The sequence below is a fragment of the Leeuwenhoekiella sp. H156 genome (genome assembly GCF_052218455.1).
GTDB lineage: Bacteria > Bacteroidota > Bacteroidia > Flavobacteriales > Flavobacteriaceae > Leeuwenhoekiella > Leeuwenhoekiella parthenopeia.
The window spans coordinates 3305022-3326583 of record NZ_CP197499.1; the positions used below are offsets into that span (position 1 = coordinate 3305022).

9 protein-coding genes are annotated in these 21562 nt (G+C 41.8%); 6 read left to right on the top strand and 3 right to left on the bottom strand.

Annotated features, from left to right (window positions below; translation table 11 throughout):
- The first annotated feature begins 28 nt into the window (after nucleotides 1-28).
- Nucleotides 29-2116, top strand: coding sequence for a hypothetical protein (locus tag ACSSS3_RS14010; protein ID WP_442845158.1), 2088 nt, complete (start codon nucleotides 29-31; stop codon nucleotides 2114-2116).
- Nucleotides 2117-2163: 47 nt separating this feature from the next.
- Complete coding sequence (locus ACSSS3_RS14015) at nucleotides 2164-3897, top strand: glycoside hydrolase family 43 protein (RefSeq protein ID WP_442845159.1); 1734 nt, start codon at nucleotides 2164-2166, stop codon at nucleotides 3895-3897.
- A gap of 480 nt (nucleotides 3898-4377) precedes the next feature.
- On the opposite strand, the gene ACSSS3_RS14020 is transcribed toward ACSSS3_RS14015, so the two are convergent.
- The gene (locus tag ACSSS3_RS14020; RefSeq protein WP_442845160.1) at nucleotides 4378-6306 is read right to left on the bottom strand and encodes a RagB/SusD family nutrient uptake outer membrane protein; all 1929 of its coding nucleotides are present in this window, start codon (nucleotides 6304-6306) and stop codon (nucleotides 4378-4380) included.
- Nucleotides 6307-6317: 11 nt separating this feature from the next.
- A complete protein-coding gene (locus tag ACSSS3_RS14025; RefSeq protein ID WP_442845161.1) occupies nucleotides 6318-9440 on the bottom strand; it encodes a SusC/RagA family TonB-linked outer membrane protein in 3123 nt (1040 codons plus the stop codon).
- A gap of 649 nt (nucleotides 9441-10089) precedes the next feature.
- Between ACSSS3_RS14025 and ACSSS3_RS14030 the strand changes: the two genes are divergently transcribed.
- From ACSSS3_RS14030 to ACSSS3_RS14040, 3 genes are read left to right on the top strand one after another with little or no spacing between them, the layout of a single operon-like run.
- Complete coding sequence (locus ACSSS3_RS14030; RefSeq protein WP_442845162.1) at nucleotides 10090-12327, top strand: glycoside hydrolase family 3 C-terminal domain-containing protein; 2238 nt, start codon at nucleotides 10090-10092, stop codon at nucleotides 12325-12327.
- A 7-nt stretch (nucleotides 12328-12334) separates the two neighbouring features.
- Complete coding sequence (locus ACSSS3_RS14035) at nucleotides 12335-14287, top strand: sialate O-acetylesterase (RefSeq protein WP_442845163.1); 1953 nt, start codon at nucleotides 12335-12337, stop codon at nucleotides 14285-14287.
- 29 nt (nucleotides 14288-14316) lie between these two features.
- Nucleotides 14317-17601 (top strand): VCBS repeat-containing protein, encoded by a 3285-nt coding sequence (locus ACSSS3_RS14040; RefSeq protein WP_442845164.1) that lies wholly within the window; start codon nucleotides 14317-14319, stop codon nucleotides 17599-17601.
- A gap of 216 nt (nucleotides 17602-17817) precedes the next feature.
- On the opposite strand, the gene ACSSS3_RS14045 is transcribed toward ACSSS3_RS14040, so the two are convergent.
- Nucleotides 17818-18960: a redoxin domain-containing protein gene (locus ACSSS3_RS14045; RefSeq protein WP_442845165.1), complete on the bottom strand. Its 1143-nt coding sequence runs from the start codon at nucleotides 18958-18960 to the stop codon at nucleotides 17818-17820.
- A gap of 220 nt (nucleotides 18961-19180) precedes the next feature.
- Here ACSSS3_RS14045 and ACSSS3_RS14050 point away from each other — a divergent pair, with 220 nt between their 5' ends.
- Nucleotides 19181-21559, top strand: coding sequence for a GAF domain-containing protein (locus ACSSS3_RS14050; protein ID WP_442845166.1), 2379 nt, complete (start codon nucleotides 19181-19183; stop codon nucleotides 21557-21559).
- Nucleotides 21560-21562 lie beyond the last annotated feature (3 nt).

The following is a 21562-nucleotide window of genomic DNA, read 5'->3' on the forward strand; positions in this document are numbered from 1 at the left end:
TTGAATATTAAATAATAGCTGTATAAAAATGAAGAACTTAAAATGTACGTATTCGAATATCCTGCATTTGGCGGTGTTTCTAATTGTAACATCGGGAATAAAAGCCCAGGATTATGTTGCGGAGACAACCGGTTCCAATCAACCTGCTGTGCATAAGGGCATAGGTAATCCGTATCTACCCCTTTGGGAGCATCTGCCCGATGGTGAACCGCGGGTTTTTGAAGACCCTGACAATCCCGGAAAATACAGGGCATACATCATAGGTTCGCATGATGTGCGATACACCAGTTATTGTGGTCCTGATATCCGGATCTGGTCTGCACCGGTTGAAAACCTTTCGGAGTGGAAAGATGAAGGTCCCGTATTTACCTATCAGGTGGATGGGGAATGGGATGTGATGTATGCTCCCGATTTGGTTGAGGTAAAAGATAAAGAGGGTAACAAAACCTATTACCTGTATCCGCATAGCCGGGGTTATAACCGGGAAGCAATGGTGGCCAAAGGAAGCCGTCCGGACGGTCCGTTTACGCCCATTAATCTTACCGAAGACGGAAAAAGAACCCTTCCCGGAAGTATTCTGGGCTTTGATCCTGCCATTTACATAGAATACATTGACGATCCGGCCGATCCCGATTATGAAATAGGCTTCAGGGCCTACGGCTACTGGGGTTTTCAGAAATCTTCTGCTGCACAATTAGATCAAAATACCATGTATTCCTTAAGACCGGGGACCGAGATTATTGAGCGCTTACTGCCGGCTAGCCGCAGATACGGAGTTATTCGTGACCCTGAAGGAACCACGTTTCCGAAAATATACCCTGGAGAGGATTTAGGTAGTTTTAATTTCTTTGAAGCTTCCTCCATACGTAAAGTGGGAAATAAATACGTTACGGTTTTCAGTGGGTATTCAGGACCTGATTACGGGGTGGGAAGTTCGAATTCCACCTTGCGCTATGCTGTGGCCGATTCCCCTTTAGGCCCCTGGAGAAGCGGCGGGGTTCTTGTGGATTCACGTGCGCCGGTGCTTAATGAGGATGGAACGGCTATTGAGACCACATATTCCGGTCACAACACCCACGGAAGTATTGAAGAGATAAACAATCAATGGTATGTTTTTTACCACCGTCCTCCGCGAGGTTTCGGCTTTGCCCGTCAGGCAATGGTAGCACCCATAACGGTTTCCTGGGATGAAGAATCAGTAGAAGATGGTGGTTCCGTTTACCTGCGTGGGTACGATCCGTATGCATCAGATGAGATTTGGACAGCAAAAGCTTCAGATGCGTTAGAGTACAAAGGTGCTGAAGTTACTTCGGAAGGATTTCATATTTACGGGCTTGATCCCTATCAATACTATTCTGCCGGTTATGCCTGTTACCTTTCTGATATAAGCATTCAGCAAGACGCCTGGGATATTTGGAATAACCATATGCCTATTTCCGGTTTGAAGAATGGTCACATTATTGGCTATAAATATTTTGGATTTGGTGGATTAGCGGAAGACCAGAAAGGAGTTTCTGCCTTTGAAGGCACCAAAGAAGGTAATGAAACCATGTTCAACCTTTTCCTAAAGCCACAATCACAAGAATCATTCAAGGTACAGGTTTGGTTAGATGGTCCCTGGGATAACGCTACCTGGAACGGAACGCAAATAGGAGAAATAACGGTTCCCGCTCAAGCTGAAAACAAGATTACGCAATATACACTGGATGTCTCCGAATTTGTAGACAAGCTTGATAAAAAACACGCGCTATTCCTCAGGATAGAAGGCCCTGATTCAGAATCGCTCGGGGAGCTTGTTGGTCTTGGTTTTAGTGCCAGGGATAAGCCGATTGAGCGTGCGGTTGTTCCTGAGGTATTCATTTCTGCAAACGACAAAGCCCTTGATTTACCCAAAACACCAGTGAGATCTACCAATGAAAACGGTATTACTGGCTATGACGTTTATGAGGCAACTTTCAATGCAGGAGATGCTGCTTCTGTGCCTGTATTAACTGCGAAATCCGACAATCCTGAAGTAAAAATTGATATCACGCAGGCATCTTCTCTTTCAGAAAAAGCTGTTGTGAAGTTTGACTACAAGGGCAAAGTGAAAACTTATCTTGTAGTTTTTGAATAATCCGGACTCAATTAAATTTTAAATACCTTAAACTAAATATTCCTATAATGAAAAAGCAAAATCTAATTCTGGCGCCTGCCCTGGCGCTTATCTTAAGCCTTACCAGCTTTGATTTGAAGAAAGACCGGCCAGACCCACCAAAGAAGGGTACTCCGGTATTCTCCAATGTGGTTTATGAAGGCAATGATGCTGTTTATACTAATAATCCGCTTGAAGCTAATGAATTTTACAATCCCATTCTTCAGGGATGTTATCCCGACCCTGCAATAACGCGCAAAGGGGATGATTACTACCTTGTGGTATCATCATTTGCGATGTTTCCGGGGGTGCCTATTTTTCACTCTAAAGATTTGGTAAACTGGAAACAAATCGGTCACGTTTTAGATCGGGTATCGCAATTGGATGTACACGATACCGGGATCAGCCAGGGTGTTTACGCACCGGGAATTACTTATAATGAAAACAACGATACCTTTTATATGATCACAACCGCGTTTGCGGGTGGTTTGGGTAACATCGTGGTTAAAACCAAAGACCCGATGCAGGGCTGGAGTGATCCTATCAAACTGGATTTTCAGGGGATTGATCCTTCCCTATTTTTTGATGATGACGGGAAAGCCTATGTAGTTCACAATGATGCGCCTAATGCAGGAGAGGAATTGTATCAGGGTCACCGTGTGATTAAAGTTTGGGAATATGATGTTGAAAAAGATCAGATCATTAAAGGGACCGATAAGATTATCGTAAACGGAGGCGTTGATTTAGCTGATAAACCCATCTGGATTGAAGCACCACATCTATACAAAAAGGATGGTAAATACTATTTGATGTGTGCCGAAGGAGGAACCGGAGGCTGGCACAGTGAGGTGATCTTTATGAGTGATAACCCTAAAGGTCCTTTCGTTCCTGCACCCAGCAACCCGATTTTGACACAACGTTATTTCCCGAAAGATCGCGAAAACAATGTGGACTGGGCAGGACACGCAGACATCATTGAAGGTCCTAACGGACAATGGTACGGTGTTTTTCTGGCTATTAGACCTAATACTGCCGGCCAGGTAAATAGCGGACGTGAAACCTTTATTTTGCCGGTTGACTGGTCTGGGACCTATCCGGTTTTTGAAAATGGTCTGGTGCCTATAGAGCCTACTTTAAAACTTCCGGAAGGAGTGGAGAATAAGACCGGAAAAGACGGGTATTTTCCTAACGGGAATTTTACGTTTGAAGAAGATTTTAGTGGTGATAAACTGGATTATCGTTGGATTGGCCTTCGTGGTCCTCGCGAGGCTTTTATAAAGCAAACCAAAAAAGGTCTTGAAATTGAGCCTTTTGAAGCTGAAATTACCGAATTGAAACCCACTTCAACCTTGTTTCACCGCCAAATGCATAAGACGTTCAGTTTTAAAACCGATTTGACTTATAAGCCAAAGTCAGATGAAGATTTTGCAGGTATTACTGCTTTGCAAAATGAGCGTTTTAATTATGCTTTTGGAGTCACCAAAAAAGGGAAGGATTATTATGTTGTATTGCAGCGCACTGAAAAAGGGGAATCAACGATTATTGCCAGTGAAAAAATTGATCTGGATGGTAAACTCTCACTGAAAGTAGAAGGGGATAACGCTGACTATACATTCAGTTATGCTACAGATGGAGCTAATTATAAAATTCTGGGCGGAACCGTTAGCGGAGATATTCTATCTACCAATGTAGCCGGTGGTTTTACCGGAGCTTTGGTAGGATTATATGCTACTTCGGGTAATAGTATTGAGCCGTTAGAATAAATATTTTATATGAAAGTAAGATGAAAGAGGCCTTCGGGCCTCTTTTTTATTGGATACTATTTAAGGGTTTGATTATAATTTAAACACTGAGTAAACATTTTGTTAGTTATAGCTTTAAGTAAGCTTGCTTTCGATTGTAAAGGTTTAAAACTGCTGAGATCGGGTATTATAAATCTTTTGAGTAGAACCTTTCCGTCGCGAGAGTTAGTCACTTGTAGCATTAAACTTCTTATTCCCGAATCAAATTATTAAGAACCCGGTTTTCCAAGTGGATGGATATTTTTTAAAGCAATCCTCAAAATTCGAGTAGAAAAATACCTACTTGCCTGAAAACGCTAATGTACCCGTTTATTTAGTTGAAGTGAAATAATACCATTTGAGTTTTTCAAGTAAAATTTCAAGTGCACATTAGGCATAAAAAAACTGCCCAAAAGTTGTAAAGCTTTTGGGCAGTTGCTATTTCAAACTCTTACTTTGAAATTAATAGCCTGGGTTTTGGTAAGCCGCTTTTTCTGCATCAGACACATCCATAGCATCAAGCTGAAATTGAGGTATTGGCCTTAAGTAATGGTATGGCTCTATAGTTCGGGTAAACGTTTGTGGTGTATGGTCGCCATAAGCAGTACCTGCAATACTATAGGTCGCTGCCACTTCGGCCCATTTTTGAGTGCGAACCAAATCATACCAACGGTAACCTTCTCCAAAGTATTCACGTGAACGCTCCTGAAGGATATAGTCAATAGTTATCGTGGCAGGAGTATTGGCTACCAGTGTAGCACTATTATCTTCCATACGCACTTCCTGTTCGCCGTTATCAAACCTCCATTTACCCGCGCGGGCGCGAATCACATTGATAAGATCACGAGCGGTTTTACCGGCCTGTGTTGCAGCTCCTTTAACTGCAGCTTCAGCCGCTATAAAGTAGAATTCAGAGAATTTGGCGATTGGGAACGGTCTGGTTAAACCGGCGTTAGGCGAGCCTAAACCACCATTATTATCGGTTCTGTAGGTTCCCAATTTCCATAATCCCGGATAGACAACACGACTTACTCCGCCTGGATTGATTACAAAATCCGATCTTCCGGGAAGCGAACCTGCGCCAATAGCGGCTTTATTTCCAGAGTAGTCTACAGCTGGATCATCCTGATCTAAAAAGCTAAGAACAGCACCACCAGGGCCTACCGGAATATTATTTGCATTTGGATGTTCGGTCAAATCCGGCGGAGAAAGTTTGTCTCGGTTATTGCGATAGCTGGTTACAAAAGTACCGTCATATCTGGAGTCATTAGCTTTGTCAGCAAATGTGTTCTTGAAAACTTCAACCGGAGGTGCCATACGTGTCCAGGGTCGACCATAACTTTGAGCCGCTTCACGCTGAACTGTGGCTACGCCGTTACTGCTTCGTATAGCAGTATAGTTCCAGGTAGCCATCCAAACTGAGGCGTTATCCTGAGCCCCTGAAATACCAAAACCTAAACTGGCCCCATTGTATATTTCACTTTCTTCAGTGTGATCAGCATAAAGCATCATCTCAGCATGGCGATCATTTGGTGCCCAGTGTACATCATAAAAATACTCAAGTAAGGAGTATGGCCCTGGATTATCTATAGCTGTTGTAGCTACATTATAAGCTTGTTGAAAATAGTATGCAGCATCCCGACCATCAGGGTCTGTACGCGGAGTTTCCGGGTAAGTTGGAATGTTATTGGGGTTTTGCAACCACCACGCATAGGTTAAATATGCTTTAGCTAAATATAAGCGAGCCGTGTTTTTAGTTACTGTTCCTGTCAAACGAGGCTGCTCAGGCAAGTCGGCAACTGCACGTAGCAGATCAGGAAAAATTGCCCGAGTATAAACTTCTGGTACCGTATTGCGAACAGATCCTCGAAAGGTTGATTGATTAAATTCTAAATCTCCTGAACCTAAATCTAAAGGCACACCTCCATAGGTTTGTACCAGAAGGAAATAATCAAACCCTCTAAAAAACCGGGCTTCTGCAATCAGAGATTCGGCAATCCCTACAGCTTCAGCGTTTTGAATAATACCACTTGCAGTATTGATGGCTCCATAACAGCTAGCCCAAGGTCCTGCAGGGGGTGCAGAAGTAGATATAATAGAACCTACACCAGACAGGTCCATATCTCTAAAGTTACCGTCTGCACTTTGTGCCCAGGTATATTCATCCGTACCCGTTTCAGTTGAGTTATAATAATTCCAAGCACCGTACAAGAAACGCAAATGTGTGTAGAGAGCTGTAATACCACCTTCAACTCCTGCCTGTGTCTTGAAAAATTCGGGAGTGAAAACACTCCTTGGATTTTCTTCCAGAATATCATCTGAGCAGGATGTTACACTGATGCCCAAAGCCAATAAGGCAATAAAGGCTATTTTAAATTGTAATCTTTTCATAATCACTTTTTTTAAAATTTTAAATTTAATCCTAAAAGAAAATTGCGAGTAGAAGGAACGTTTGTTCCTATAGTAGCAATACCTCTTGAGATATAACCAGCAGTTCCGGTTGCTGAGTTTTGTGCATTTCCATTATTATCAGATCCTGAGTTAGTCTCGGGATCCATCCCAGATTCTCTGTGATAGGGAGAAAACAGAACAAATGGATTTTGTACTGTAGCATATAAGCGTAGACTTTGTAAACCTACTTTTTCGACTAAATTAGATTCAAAGTTATATCCTAAGGTCATAGCGCGAACTTTTAAATAGGAACCATCAAAATATCCCATTGTTGTTCCGTATTTTGGTCCGTCACCTGCCTGAATACCTCCGGGAGCAGGATATTTTGCATCGGTATTTGTTGGTGTCCAGTAGTCTACATCAATATTATTTCTTCTACCCGTTAAAAGGTTTAGATAGCCTCCGGAAGAATATAAGGTACTAACAAGGGTACCTCCACTCTGGAAAACACCAACCATATTAAAATCAAAGTTTTTATAAGCTAATCGCGTATTAAAACCTCCCTGGAAATCTGGAGTTGGATCTATTATTTGGCGATCTTCAGCGTTTATTTGACGTACAGGAGAGCCATCCTCATTAAATTCACCGGTATATTCAACCTTAATCATACCCACGTTACCCCCTGGCTCATAGGTTTGAAGATATTGAAAATCCGGATCGTCTTCGTTCCAAAGACCAATATTTTTGTAGTCAAAAATTACGTTTATTGGAGAACCTACAAACCAGAGCTGACCTTCATTTCTATCCTGACCGCTAGCCAATGAAACAATTTCATTTCTATTCGTATACAGGTTAACCCCAAAATCCCACGTAAAACCATCAGGATTGTCTAGAATAGTTGCGTTTAAAGCCACTTCAAGACCTTTGTTTTCGGTAGCACCAATATTTGCTACGTAAGAACTAACACCAGAAGTTGCAGGAAATGGGAGACGGTACAAAATGTCATTTGTTTTGGTTAAATAATATTCAACAGTACCAGAAAGGCGGTTGTTGAACAAACCAAAATCGATACCGTAGTTATAGGTTTCCGAGAATTCCCAACCTAAAGCAGCGTTTGGAATCTCATTAACAAAATATCCGGTAGCAAAGGTGTCTCCAAAATTGTAATTACGAACCCCTAGATTTCCAAGGGTTGCATAATTAGCTACAGCCTGGTTTGAAGTTTCTCCATAACCTGCACGGAGTTTTAAAGAGTTAACCCATTGCACGTCTTCCATAAATTTTTCATTCGCAATATTCCAGCCTAAAGAGATTGCAGGATACGTAACCCACTTATTACCGGGTGCCAATCTGGAAGAACCGTCAGCACGAACTGTAGCTGTCAATAGGTAACGATTATCGTATTGATAAATAGCTCTTGCCATATAAGATTTTAAGCCGTTTTCACCATAATTACTTCCATAACCGGTAATGTCTTCTAATAAAGCAGCATCAAGGTTATAGAATAAGAACTGCTCATTGGGGATATTTCTAACATTTAGAAAGGAGTCTTCAAATTTTGTATTTTGAAATGAATACAGACCAACAAAGTTGATTTTATGCTTATCAGCAAAAGTTTTGTCATACGTCAGCAAATTTTCAACAACATAATCTTGAAGAAGACTACTACTGTTTCCTCCGTTGTTTGGTGCCTGAGGGTCAATATTTGCAACTCCCTGTCCATTAAAGAAACCGTCGCGGGTAACGCGTAAATTTAAACCTACATTTAATCGGTATTTTAAGCCATCAATTCCCGGAATGCTTACTTCGCCGTAAAGGTTATTATAAGTACCAAAGTCTTTTTGCAAATTCACGCGACCATCCCCTATAGCCTCAAGTGTACTACGGGTTGTAACCCAAAAGTCATCTGCAGGCATACTTACAACGCGTTTCAAAGAGCCATCCTCATTATATGGGTTTAGTATGGGTGTGGCACTTAAATTTCCATATAGACCAGTACCGGCTGCATTTGTAACGTTCCAGTTCATAATGGAGTTAATCCCAAATCGGAAAGCTCCTATTTGCTGATCTATCTGTGCACGAAGCGAATATCTTTGAAAATCCTCTACCGGTAATACAGAAGTTTCTTTAAAGTAGCCCCCTCCAAAACTATAGCTTCCATTTTCTGTTCCTCCAGAAACACTAAAGTCGTGATTGGTTTGCAAACCTGTTCCGTAAATTAAGTCCTGCCAGTCTGTATTTACATTGGGGTCTTCGTCAGCACCTAAATTCTGATAGATAGGTACACCACTGGTTTGACTGGTAGCGGTTGCTTCTCTAAGGGCAAGAAACTGAGGACCATTCATCATTGGATATTTAGCAAAAACTTCTTTGGCAGCGTAGTAGGTGTTGTAACTAAAAGTAGCTTTTTGACCTTTCTGACCGGTTTTAGTTGTGATTAAAATAACCCCGTTAGCCCCCCTTGAACCGTAGATAGCTGTAGCAGAAGCATCTTTTAGAATATCCAGGCTTTCGATGTCGTTAATGCTAATATCGTTAAGGCCACCTGAGAATGGGATCCCATTAAGTACAATTAAGGGGTCATTGCTTCCTGTTAATGAACGTACACCACGGATACGAATTGAGGTATTATTAGATCCCGGTCTGGTGCTTGTTGTTGTAATTTGTACCCCTGGTGCACGACCTTGTAAGGCCTGTTGAAAGTTGGCCACCTGTACCTCTTCAAGTTCATCACCATCAAGTGAAACAACAGAACCGGTTACTGACTCTCGATTTTGAGTACCGTACCCGATTACAACCACTTCACTTAATGATTGTAGGTCGTTTTCAAGTACAGCGTTTACCTGGCTTCTGTTGTTAACGGGTACTTCCTGAGCCTCATAGCCCACAAAACTAAATACCAGAATAGCATCTCCCGGTACATTATTTAGTGTGTAATTGCCATCAAAATCGGTTACAGCTCCGTTATTGGTTCCTTTGACGATAACGTTTGCGCCCGGTATCGGCCCATTACCATCGCTTACTGTACCCGTAATTGTTGATTGTGCATAAATTCCTGAACAGAAAAATACACTTAAGAAGAATAGCCCAAGGTACCTGAGAATTTTCTTCTGAAAAAGTAAAACGCTTTTCATAAAACTTAGTTGTTTGAATTAATTAGTCATTCGAGTTATTTTGAATTGGTGATGCCTACACATAGAACTTGAGTAAGTCTTTACTTTTAAACTCAATCGATTTCGCTACGTCGTAAAAAGCTCAACGATTAGTGATTTAAAACGTACAAATGACTCTTATTGTCTTAAGTACTATATGTATTGTTTTCAAATGTATATAAATCTCCTATACCAAACAACCGATTGCGTAATTTTTTGTTAAGATATTTTTTAGATTAAAAATATGCAGTAGTGGGCTTATATTCAGAGCTTAAGTGCTTGATTGTATTCTCTGTTTATTTTTAAATTGCTCAATTGAAAAATTTGGAAAACGTCATTTATTTCAAAATGTCTTTCTTTTAGAGCGTTACTTTTTTATTTTTTTCAAGCCCTCATTTGTATGTTTCAGGAATGAACTGATTTCATTCCAGGGCGTTTAAGCTTATTTATTCAGTATTTTCTGCCTAAATACCATTAAGTCTTTAAAAATGATGGTAGAGTGCTAAATTATTTTTAGTTTGCAACCGATTGCGTAAAATCATTCGTGATCCTTAAATTTCGTTTTCCTCAGCTGTTGGGGTGTCTTTAAATTCCATTTTATATGAAAATAGTTTCAAAATTTTGGGCTGGTATGATGTTTAGCTGCTTCTTTTTAGTATCCTGTAATACCGATCAAAGTAAATCAACGCAAACGATTGAAAAAAATCAGTCTCAAAATCCGGGATTTCCGTTTTATGACACTTCTTTATCTGTAGATGAGCGTGTAGCAGATTTGATTTCGCGATTATCGCTTGAAGAAAAAGCAGCTCAGATGATGAACAGTACTCCGGCAATCGATCGATTGAATATTCCGCCTTACGATTACTGGAATGAAGCCCTTCACGGTGTTGGGCGTGCTTCTGCCGCTACTGTATTTCCGCAGGCGATAGGCATAGGTGCAACCTTTGATGCAGATCTTGCGTATCGAATTTCCAAAGCCATTTCTGATGAAGCCCGGGCTTTATACAATGCCACCAGCGAAAAGGGAAATTTTAACCGCTATAACGGCCTCACCTTCTGGACGCCTAATATCAATATTTTTAGGGATCCGCGTTGGGGTAGAGGTCAGGAGACTTACGGCGAAGATCCGTATCTGATGTCATTGATAGGAGTCGCTTTTGTGAAAGGTCTGCAAGGTGATGACCCCGATCATCTAAAAACAGCAGCCTGCGCCAAGCATTTTGCTGTTCATAGTGGTCCTGAGCAGTTACGACACGAGTTTAATGCCACCGCGACTTTAAAAGATATGTATGAGACCTATCTACCGGCATTTGAAGCTTTAGTCAATGAGAATGTCGAAGCCGTCATGTGCGCTTATAATAGTACTAATGGTGAACCTTGCTGTACTAACAACTATTTGCTTGATGAGGTTTTAAAACAAAAATGGAATTTTGACGGACATATTCTTAGCGATTGTGCAGCTCTTGTTGATTTGTATGTTGCCAAAGGCCAGGGTGGTCACGGTACTGCGCCTTCCAAGGCCGGTGCTGCTGCAATGGCAGTAAAAAGCGGAGTAAGCCTGAATTGTGGAGACACCTACAGCGCATTACCGGAAGCAGTAGAGCAGGGTTTAATTACAGAAGCCGAAATAGACGAGCAATTAGCACTCTTACTCAAAACCCGTTTCAAGCTGGGCTTATTCGATCCTAAAGGAAGCAATAAATACGATGCGCTTTCTCTTGATGTGGTTAATAGTGAGAAACATCGCGCTTTAGCACGCGAAACTGCTCAAAAAAGTATTGTGCTTTTAAAGAATAATGGAATTCTTCCACTTAAAAAAGACCTGCCAAAATATTTCCTAACCGGCCCGAACGCCACAAGTACAGAAGTTCTTCTGGGTAATTATTATGGTGTTAACTCGAATATGGTAACCATTCTTGAAGGTATCAGCGCAGCGATTAGTCCTACCAGTCAGTTGCAATACCGTCAGGGTGCTATGTTGAACAAAGACTCCAGAAACCCTATTAACTATGCAACAGGTAATGCGGCAAACACCGACGTGACGCTGGTCGTTTTGGGTCTATCCAGCACGCTTCAGGGCGAGGAGGGTGATTCTATAGATTCAGATACTGCGGGAGATCGTTTAGACTATGGTTTACCACCCAATCAAATTCAGTATTTAGAAGATTTACGGGAAATGGCCGATAGAAATCCTGAGGACCGTAAACCGCTAATAGCAATTGTCACAGGAGGCAGTCCGGTTGACCTGGCGCGGGTGCAGGAGCTGGCTGATGCGGTACTTTTTGTATGGTATCCCGGTGAAGAAGGCGGCACAGCGATAGCAGACGTGCTTTTTGGCGATGTTTCTCCGTCCGGAAGATTACCTATTACCTTTCCCAAATCGCTAGATCAGTTACCCGCATACGAAGATTATTCCATGGAAGGGCGTACGTATAAGTATATGAACGAGGAGCCTATGTATCCGTTTGGTTTTGGACTGAATTATACGCAGTTCGACTACAGTAACGCCGCTTTAAATAAAACAGAGGTCACAAAGGAGGAAAGTCTGAGTCTTGAAGTGACCGTGACTAACACCGGTAAGGTGAAGTCAGACGAAGTCGTACAGGTGTATATTTCTGATTTGGAAGCTTCGGTGCGCGTGCCTAATTTTCAATTTATAAATACTAAGCGCGTTACATTAGAACCCGGAGCCTCCGAAAAAATCACATTTGAGATCAAGCCCGAAAACTTTCAGCTTGTGCTTGAAGATGGTTCTAAAACTATTGAGCCCGGTTCATTTAGGCTTTATGTGGGAGGTGCAAGCCCTATGAAACGCAGCTTGGCATTAGGAGCTCCTAAAATGGTCGAAATAGAATTTGCAGTAAACTAAAAGCAACATGATTTTCAAAAGAATAAACGCACTCATCCTTTTCATGTTCAGCCTGAATTTTTCTGTACAGGCCGAAGTTAAATTACCTGTTTTAATAAGTGACGGGATGGTGCTGCAACGGGATGCTAAAGTGCCGGTTTGGGGCTGGGCAGATCCCGGCGAACAAATTATGCTTTCCTTTAAAAGAAAAACCTATAAAACCACCACCGCTAAAGACGGAAGATGGAGTATTGAACTCCCTAAAATGAAAGCCGGCGGACCCTTCAAAATGGTGATTTCTGGTAAGAATAGTGTTGAAATCGATGATATTTTGATTGGTGATGTTTGGTTGTGCACCGGTCAGTCTAACATGGTACATCAGCTGGATATTCACGATGTGCGCTACGCGGAAGAAATAGCGAATGCAGATAATCCTGCAATCCGACATTTTAAAGTGCCTACAACTCCTGCTATCTCAGGACCTCAGGAAGATCTTGAGGGGGGTGAGTGGCAAAAAGCAGTGGGGGAGGAAATTCGCCCATTTTCGGCTGTTGCGTATTTCTTTGCCAAAAAAATCTACGAAAAATACCAGATTCCCATTGGCTTAATCAATGCCAGTGTGGGTGGTACGCCCATTGAGGCCTGGATTCCGCAGGAAGGCTATACCGATTACCCGGAAATCTTAAAAATCATCGAAGAGAACAAAGACACGGCTTTTGTAAATGCGCAACGTCAAAACCGTCCTCAACCGGAAGAATTTGCAGAAGAGGAAACCGACAAAGGACTTATGGGTACGCCGTGGTATAGTAATGATTTTACGCCTAAAAACTGGCGCCGTATCAATATTCCCGGGTATTGGGAAGACCAGGGTGTACGAGACCTTAATGGCACAGTCTGGTACCGCAGGGAAGTTGAGATTCCCGAATCTATGATAGGCAAAAAAGCCCGACTTTTTATGGGCCGCATCGTTGATGCCGATGAGGTGTACATCAATGGTGTTGTGGTGGGGAATAAAACCTATCAATATCCGCAACGCCGATATGAGGTACCTGATACCTTACTCAAAGCCGGAAAAAATAATTTTACAATTAAAGTCACCAATTACAACGGTAAGGGAGGCTTTGTACCAGACAAACCCTATTATATTTTTACCGAGCAGGATACGGTAGATTTAAAAGGCTATTGGCAGTATAAAGTGGGTGAAGTTTTTAAACCGGTTGTACGTTCCCGGGATAATTTGTTTGGAGAATCTGTGCGACGTATCAATCCGCAAAACGAACCAACCGCATTATACAATGGGATGATCGCACCTTATAAGCAACTTCCGGTTAAAGGTATCTTGTGGTATCAGGGCGAAAGTAATACCGGCAATCCAAAGGCTTACGAAGGCTATATGGCAGCTTTGATTTCAGGTTTGCGCAGTGTTTTAGGCCAACCTGAAGCACCATTTATTTATGCGCAATTACCTAATTTTATGGATGTGTCTTATCTGCCTTCCGAAAGCAATTGGGCCGAGTTGCGTGAAGCCCAGCTAAAAGCGCTGAATAATCCCAATACAGCGATGACCGTAAATATTGATTTGGGGGAGTGGAATGATATTCACCCCGATAATAAAAAAGACGTGGGAGAGCGTATGGCGCTTGCAGGATTGAAGTTGGCCTACGGTGAAGATCTGGTGTATTCGGGACCTGTTTACGAAAGTCACACCGTTGAAGCCGGAAAAGTAATTTTGAAATTCAAGCATACAGGCAATGGCCTGGTGAGCAATGATGGCGAACCCCTGAGCGAATTTGCGCTTGCAGGTGAAGACGGTAAATTTGTTTGGGCAAACGCCAAAATTGAAGGGGATCGTGTGATTGTCTGGAGTGATGAGGTGGCAGAGCCAAAGTATTTGCGCTATGCCTGGGCAGATAACCCGGACAATCCCAATTTATACAATAAAGAAGGGCTTCCGGCATCGCCTTTTAGAACAGAATTATAATTAATTGAATTTATTGAGCATTTAATAGTATGCGTTTCACATCCTTTTTTAGCGTAATTGGTTTGTCTGTTTTGACATTTTCCTGTAATGATTCGGGCTTTGAGAAGAAGACGAGTTCCGCCAAAACCCTTTTTACCCAAATATCAAATGAGGATACCGGGATTCACTTTAAAAACACTGTGACCGAAACCGCAGCCTTCAACATCCTTAATTATTACGATATGTATAATGGGGGTGGCGTGGCTATAGGCGACGTTAATAACGACGGACTCGAGGATGTCTATTTCACTTCAAATCAAAATGCTAACAAGCTATACCTGAATAAAGGGGATTTCAAATTTGAAGATATTACCGATGCAGCAGGTGTGGCAGATGCCGAAGGTTGGACGACCGGCGTCACAATGATAGATATTAATAACGACGGTTATCTGGATATTTACGTTTGCAAATCGGCTTCTATGGGCAATAACCTCGAACGTAAAAACAAGCTGTTTGTCAACCAAAAGGACGGCACATTTACCGAAGAAGCTGCCAAATGGGGAATTGCAGACGACGGTTTTTCCATTCAGGCATATTTTTTAGACTACGACCGGGATGGCGATCTCGATATGTATTTGATCAATCACCGGGATGACTTTTTAAATTCGGTCGACCTTAATGCAATTGTCAATGACGACCAGTTTTACCCGCAAACTTCAGATCACCTGTATCGTAATGACGGGTCGCGTTTTACCGATGTTACTCCGGGTAGTGGTTTGATTAATAAGGAATTCAGTCTTAGTGCTTCCATCGGAGACTTTAACAACGACGGCTGGCCCGATATTTTTGTGGCCAACGACTTCATCACGGCCGATAAGCTTTATATCAACAATAAGAATGGCACGTTTGCTAACGATATCAATACCAAAATGAAACACATCTCCTACAGTAGTATGGGATCTGATTTTGCGGATATCAACAACGACTTTTTACCCGATTTACTGGTTTTAGATATGTCTGCGGAAGATCATCAGCGCGGAAAACAAAATATGGCCAGTATGAACACCGAAGGATTCTGGTGGATTGTTGAAGCCGGTTTTCATTTTCCGTATATGTCTAATGTGCTTAACCTAAACAACGGTAACGGTTATTTTACAGATATCGCACAGGTTTCGGGAGTATCGAAGACAGATTGGAGTTGGGCGCCACTTATAGCCGATTTTGACGGTGATGGCTACAAGGATATTTTTATTACAAACGGGATCAAACGCGAAATCGCCAATCAGGACTTTGGAAGGTTTCTCGATGCCAACGAAGGTTCTTTGGAACAAATGCCTATCGACAGTATTCTCAAAGAAATGCCTTCAGATAAGCTTCAGAATTATGCCTTTAAGAATAATGGAGATTTGTCTTTCAAAAAAGTGATTGAAGACTGGGGCTTTACCCAGGCCGTGAATTCAAATGGAGTGGCTTACGGGGATCTGGATAACGATGGTGATCTGGATCTTGTTGTAAACAATCTGGAGGATGAGGCCGGTATTTACCGCAACAATTCCACCGCAAACTTCATCAGCCTTAAGTTGAAAGGCGATGCTAAAAACCCGCTTGCAATAGGCTCAAAGGTAAAAGTATTTACAGACAGTACGCAACAATATCAGGAGCTGTATTTATCGCGTGGATATCAATCTTCGGTTTCCCCGGTTTTAAATTTTGGGGTAGGTAAAGAGCAGGAAATCTCCAAAATAGAAGTGGTTTGGAATACCGGAAAGGTTACAATTTTAGAAGATGTTCAGGCTAACCAATTCCTGACTTTAAATGAGGCTGAAGCTGGTAATGCTGTTGAAACACCTTACGAGCGTCCTGAACATTTTGAACGCGTAGATCCGCGGGAACTTGGTCTGACCTATGCGCACGAAGAAAATGATTTTAATGATTTTTCAAGACAGGTATTACTGCCTCAAAAGCAATCGCAGCAAGGCCCCGCATTTGAAACTGCAGATGTAAATAATGACGGTCTCGCAGACGTATTTCTGGGTGGAGGCCCCGGCCAGGAAGCACAATTGTATCTTCAACAGGCCGGTGGGACGTTTACACAAACAACTCAGCCTGCATTTGCGGCTGATAAAGCCTTTGAAGATAACGGAGCGCACTTTTTTGACGCTGACGGAGATGGTGATTTAGATTTATACGTTGCCAGCAGCGGCTATGAGTTGCAGGAAAATGACAGCAAACTGCAAGACCGCCTCTATTTGAATGACGGTAAGGGGAGTTTTAGCGCTTCTTCGGCTTTGCCAAAAATGTTAACTGGTTCTAAAGCCGTGGTTTCCCTAGATTACGATCAGGACGGTGATCTGGATTTAATTGTGGGAGGTAGAATAGTTCCCGGTAAATATCCCTTGTCGCCACGTTCCTATGTTTTAAAAAATGAGGGTGGAAAATTTAGCGATGTAACTGAAAAAGTCGCACCTGCCTTTGCAGAAGCAGGCTTGATTAATGATCTGATCCTGTCAGACTACGACGGCGACGGCGATCGCGATTTGCTGGTAGCAGGGGAGTGGATGCCTGTTACAGTTTTCAAAAATGAAAACGGAAGCTTTCAGCCTTCAGAAATTGAAGCGCTAAAAGAAACCTCCGGCTGGTGGAATACCCTTGCAGAAATTGATTTTGACCAGGATGGAGACCTGGATTATTTCGTAGGAAATCTGGGCGCAAACAATAAATTTCATCCTTCCGTAGAAAAACCCTTACATATTTACGGAAACAACTTCGACAGCGACGGCAATTACGATATGATTTTGAGTAAGGTGTATAAAGGCAGTTTAGTGCCTGTACGCGGTAAAGAGTGCTCTACGATGCAAAATTCGTTTGTAAGTGAGAAAATCAAAACCTATAAGGAGTTCGCAACATCTACACTTACCGATATTTACGGCAGCGAGCAGATTGCTAATTCCTACCACAAACAAGCCAATGAATTTGAATCGGTTTACCTTGAAAATCTGGGTAACGGAAACTTTAAAATCAAACACCTGCCTGTTCTTGCTCAGTTGGGCCCAACAATGTCATTTGCGTTTGCTGATGTAAATAAGGATGGCCATTTGGACGTAATTGGTATAGGTGCAATTCATGAAGCGGAAGTAGAAACTGTAAAATACGACTCTAACGTGGGTTATGTCTTGCTCGGCGATTCAAATGGCGCGATGAAACCGTTTAAAGACATCAGTTTTTACAACGATCTTAACGCGAAACAGATGAAGCAGGTGGTTGTAGGAAATGACACGTATTTGGTTATTGCGAACAACGACAGACCGCTTACAGTCTTCAGAATGAAGACGTAGGTTTTTGGATTTATTGATTTTTTAGTAATGGGACAAATTGAGAGAATCAGCAAACACCCAAAAGTTTTCTTCAAAAATAACAGCCTTTTACAGGCAATAGGCTATTCAGGAACTGCAATTGAAGTAACGTTTTAGAAACAGTCTTTATCCGAAAATTAAAAAAGCCCTTTGAAAGTAAATTTCAAAGGGCTTTTTTAATGGGTTTAAGAAGGAAATTTAACCTTCTCCTAAAAGTTCCTGCATTTTAGAAACTAAAGCTTCTCCGCGCAGATTTTTTTCGATAATAACACCTTCCGAATCTAAAAGGTAAGTTGCCGGTATTGCGGTAATACCATATTTACGAGCGATGGGATCCTGCCATTCCATTAGGTTTGATACGTGATACCAGGTCATCTTGTCGTTTTCGATAGCGGCCAGCCATTTATCACGTGCAGACTCGCGATCCAGGGAAACGCTGATGATGTTTAGTCCCTTATCGTGGTATTGATTGTAAACATTAACCACATTGGGATTTTCTTCCCGGCAGGGCTTACACCAGCTGGCCCAGAAGTCTATGATGGTGTATTTTGATCCCAGGGCTTCTTGCAGTGATAACTGTTCGCCATTTGGGGTAGGAGCAGTAAACTCTGGGGCTTTATTGCCCACTTCGGCAAGCGAGGCAGCAGCTTCACGTTCTTTGGCCTGAGCGATCATTTCTTTTAGTTTAACACCTTTCTCCATTTCCTGAAGGTTTTGGTCAAGCTTATCAAATAAAGCCTCAGCGCGATTGGCATCAATAGCTCGCGTACCTACCAGATCAGATAATACGATGATGCTAACATATTTATCAGTGTTTTCTTCAATTAACTCAATGCGTCGCTCGGTATCATCTGTGTTTATTTGTTCAAACTCAGCTCGCAGTGCGGTTATCCCTGCGGTATCACCGTTACGCTGAAAGTTCATTGCCTGTTCCTGAAGTTTATTTTTCTTCTTGTTCGATTCAACAACATCATTGTAATACAACTTGAAAAAGTCATTCTCCTTACCACCGTTCACTTTTGAAGTGTAGAGACTGTCTTTATAGGCACGTACGCTTATGTTTTGATTTTCAGCAATAAGAATCACGGTTCCCTGGGCAGCCTCAAAGCCCAAAACCATCATTTCCGGATTTTTAACTTCAGTAGGATCAAAACTAAATTCTCCTTCTTTAATAACCGTAGTATCTACGCCTACGAGACGGTTATTTTCGTCTATTTTTTGAAGGTAAACCTTGGTATCATTATCAATATCAGGTGTAGTTCCCGAAATTCTAAAGTCTGCTTCTTCGGCACAGGAGATCGCGAGCGCCAGAGTAAGACCTGCTAAAAGTATTCGTTTCATAAAATTTAAGATATAATGCTGCAATATACGGGATTTATAGCTTTTAGGAACAGACAAAGGTATTATTCAAAGACCTCTTGCAGGCTGATTGACGCATGTGACATACCGCATCTTTGTTTAATATATTTCGGGTAAACGTAAGTTTAAACCTATGTTAAAGACTAAGCCTCTGTTATTATTTGTAGTCAATTTTGACTAAATTCTATTTAAATTTAGTTTGATGGAAGAGTTAAAGGATTTTCCCTTACAGGTTGAGCTTAGTCTCACCAAGGTTTTTGAGATGCTAAGGAAACGTATGAAGCAATCTCAAAACCCGATTACGCGCGAGTATATGAAGTCTATTCTAGACTACGCGGAAGGATATCCTGAGCTGGCTGAAGGTATCAAGGATTTTGAAAACATCCATAAATACGAAGAGCCGTTAAGCACTTTACTCGATAATCTTTTCCCTGCAGCGCTCACTAAAAATGAGATTAAAGCGGCTACAATTCCCTTTCAAAACCGAATATTTAACCCAACGCGCAGATTTGCTACGATACTCGAAGAGGCTGGGCCCGACTTTAAACTCAAAATACGGGACCTGGATACCGAGTTCTACTATATTTTAGGTTGTGTGATTATCTTAAACACATATTACGGGTATGAGGTTGACATCAGCCGACCGCTGTATTACGAGATTCCAGATAAAAACGGAATCATTCGCAGTTACCGGGCCACGATCAACGCAGATTTTACCTATTGTGAGCCTACCGATGAGGCGATTGAAATCACGTCTGATATCGCAGATAAACTCATTGCAAACGGTTACGATTATAAACTTTGGAAAGAGTATTTTCCGCCTCAGAGCTGGATTTTAAAAGGAATTACCATTTTAAATCTTACCGATGTCACGGTTGACGATTCGATTTCAGATTTAAAAAGCACTTTACTTTCCAAGAAAACCCTGAACGAAAATACCTCGCAGCAGTTTAAGGAAATTTTTAGCGCTATTTTCAACATTCCCGATTTACGGGTAGGTTTTACCGAGTTTGATGGGGGAAATGATCATTTCGCCCAGATGTCTGACGAGAAAATGCTTACCAGTTTTATCTTAAATAAAGATGCGCGAAACGATTGTCGTAAGAGCATGTGCGACAATGCCTATAACTCACTGGTAAAAGATAAAAACTATTTTATAATACCAGATGTTGAGGAGTATGCGCGTAAAAGCGGACACAATATTCTGGCTGAAAATTTACTTACTCAGGGAGTAAAAAGCTGTATTCTGGCGCCCATTGCAAAAGGAAATGAGCTCCTTGCAGTACTCGAACTGGTTTCTGAAACGCGTAATAAACTGCACAGTCTTAACGCAACCAAGCTTGATGATGTGATGCCTTTTATCGTTTCTACGGTAGAGCGCAAACGGAATGATCTTGAAAACCGAATAAAAGCGGTCATCCAAAGCGAATGTACCAGCATACATCCCAGCGTTTTGTGGATTTTTGAGGAGGAAGCCAAACGCTTTATTAAAAATCAGGATGCCGGCAAGTTTGCTGCCTTTAAGGATATTGCCTTTGAAGATGTGTATCCGCTTTACGGTCAAATTGACATCGTAGGTTCTTCAGATGAGCGTAATAGCGCCATTCAAAAGGATATTCTCATTCAGCTTAAAATGGTAGATACCATTCTCGAGTTAGCTCTTAAGGCCCAACCAATGCCTATTTATGAGCAGGTAAAATTCCGTATTGAAGAATTTACAAATCAAATCAATGATCAGCTTAATGCCAGTAGCGAGAGTGAGGTTTTCGCCTTGCTTAAAGAAGAAGTAAACCCCTTACTCAACCACCTGAACACTAAAATTCCTGAGCTGAAAAAAGCTATCGATAACTACAAAACGGCCATTAATAAGGATACAGGGCTCATTTATGAGAACCGCAAGCATTATGATGAGACCGTTCAGCTTATCAATCAAAATCTGGCAACCTTCATAGACCGTAAGCAACAGGAGGCACAGGAAATTTTTCCGCACTATTTTGAGCGTTACAAGACCGACGGGGTTGATCACAACATTTACATAGGCGCATCGATGACGCCCACCAGTGCTTTTAACGAGGTCTACCTGTACAATTTAAGATTGTGGCAGCTTTCTACGATGTGTGAGATGGAAAATCATTTTTATCACAAACAGGAGGGAGCGCAATTGCAGCTTGATGCCGCGTCGCTAATTTTGGTTTTTAGCACCACCTTATCTATCCGTTACCGAATGGATGAGAAAAAATTTGATGTAGACGGAACGTACAACGCGCGGTATGAGATTATCAAAAAGCGCATTGATAAAGCCTGTATTAAGGGCAGTGACGAGCGTGTGACTCAAAAAGGGAAGATCGCTATAATTTATTCGCAGGATACTGATGCTGAAGAGTACACCCGTTATATTCACTATTTACAGCGTAAAAAATACCTGGGTCAGGAAGTGGAATACGTAGAGCTTGAAGATGTACAGGGTGTTGTGGGGCTAAAAGCCATTCGGGTAAATGTGTTGTATACTTCAAAACTACCCCGGTCTAAAGAAAATCAGACCATCACGTATGATGATCTGATGGAAGTTTTAGACTCTTAAAGG

Coding starts and splice junctions, on each gene's coding strand:
- ACSSS3_RS14045 (WP_442845165.1), bottom strand. CDS start 18,960: ATGAAACGAATACTTTTAGCAGGTCTTACTCTGGCGCTCGCGATCTCC.
- ACSSS3_RS14020 (WP_442845160.1), bottom strand. CDS start 6,306: ATGAAAAGATTACAATTTAAAATAGCCTTTATTGCCTTATTGGCTTTG.
- ACSSS3_RS14025 (WP_442845161.1), bottom strand. CDS start 9,440: ATGAAAAGCGTTTTACTTTTTCAGAAGAAAATTCTCAGGTACCTTGGG.
- ACSSS3_RS14015 (WP_442845159.1), top strand. CDS start 2,164: ATGAAAAAGCAAAATCTAATTCTGGCGCCTGCCCTGGCGCTTATCTTA.
- ACSSS3_RS14035 (WP_442845163.1), top strand. CDS start 12,335: ATGATTTTCAAAAGAATAAACGCACTCATCCTTTTCATGTTCAGCCTG.
- ACSSS3_RS14050 (WP_442845166.1), top strand. CDS start 19,181: ATGGAAGAGTTAAAGGATTTTCCCTTACAGGTTGAGCTTAGTCTCACC.
- ACSSS3_RS14040 (WP_442845164.1), top strand. CDS start 14,317: ATGCGTTTCACATCCTTTTTTAGCGTAATTGGTTTGTCTGTTTTGACA.
- ACSSS3_RS14010 (WP_442845158.1), top strand. CDS start 29: ATGAAGAACTTAAAATGTACGTATTCGAATATCCTGCATTTGGCGGTG.
- ACSSS3_RS14030 (WP_442845162.1), top strand. CDS start 10,090: ATGATGTTTAGCTGCTTCTTTTTAGTATCCTGTAATACCGATCAAAGT.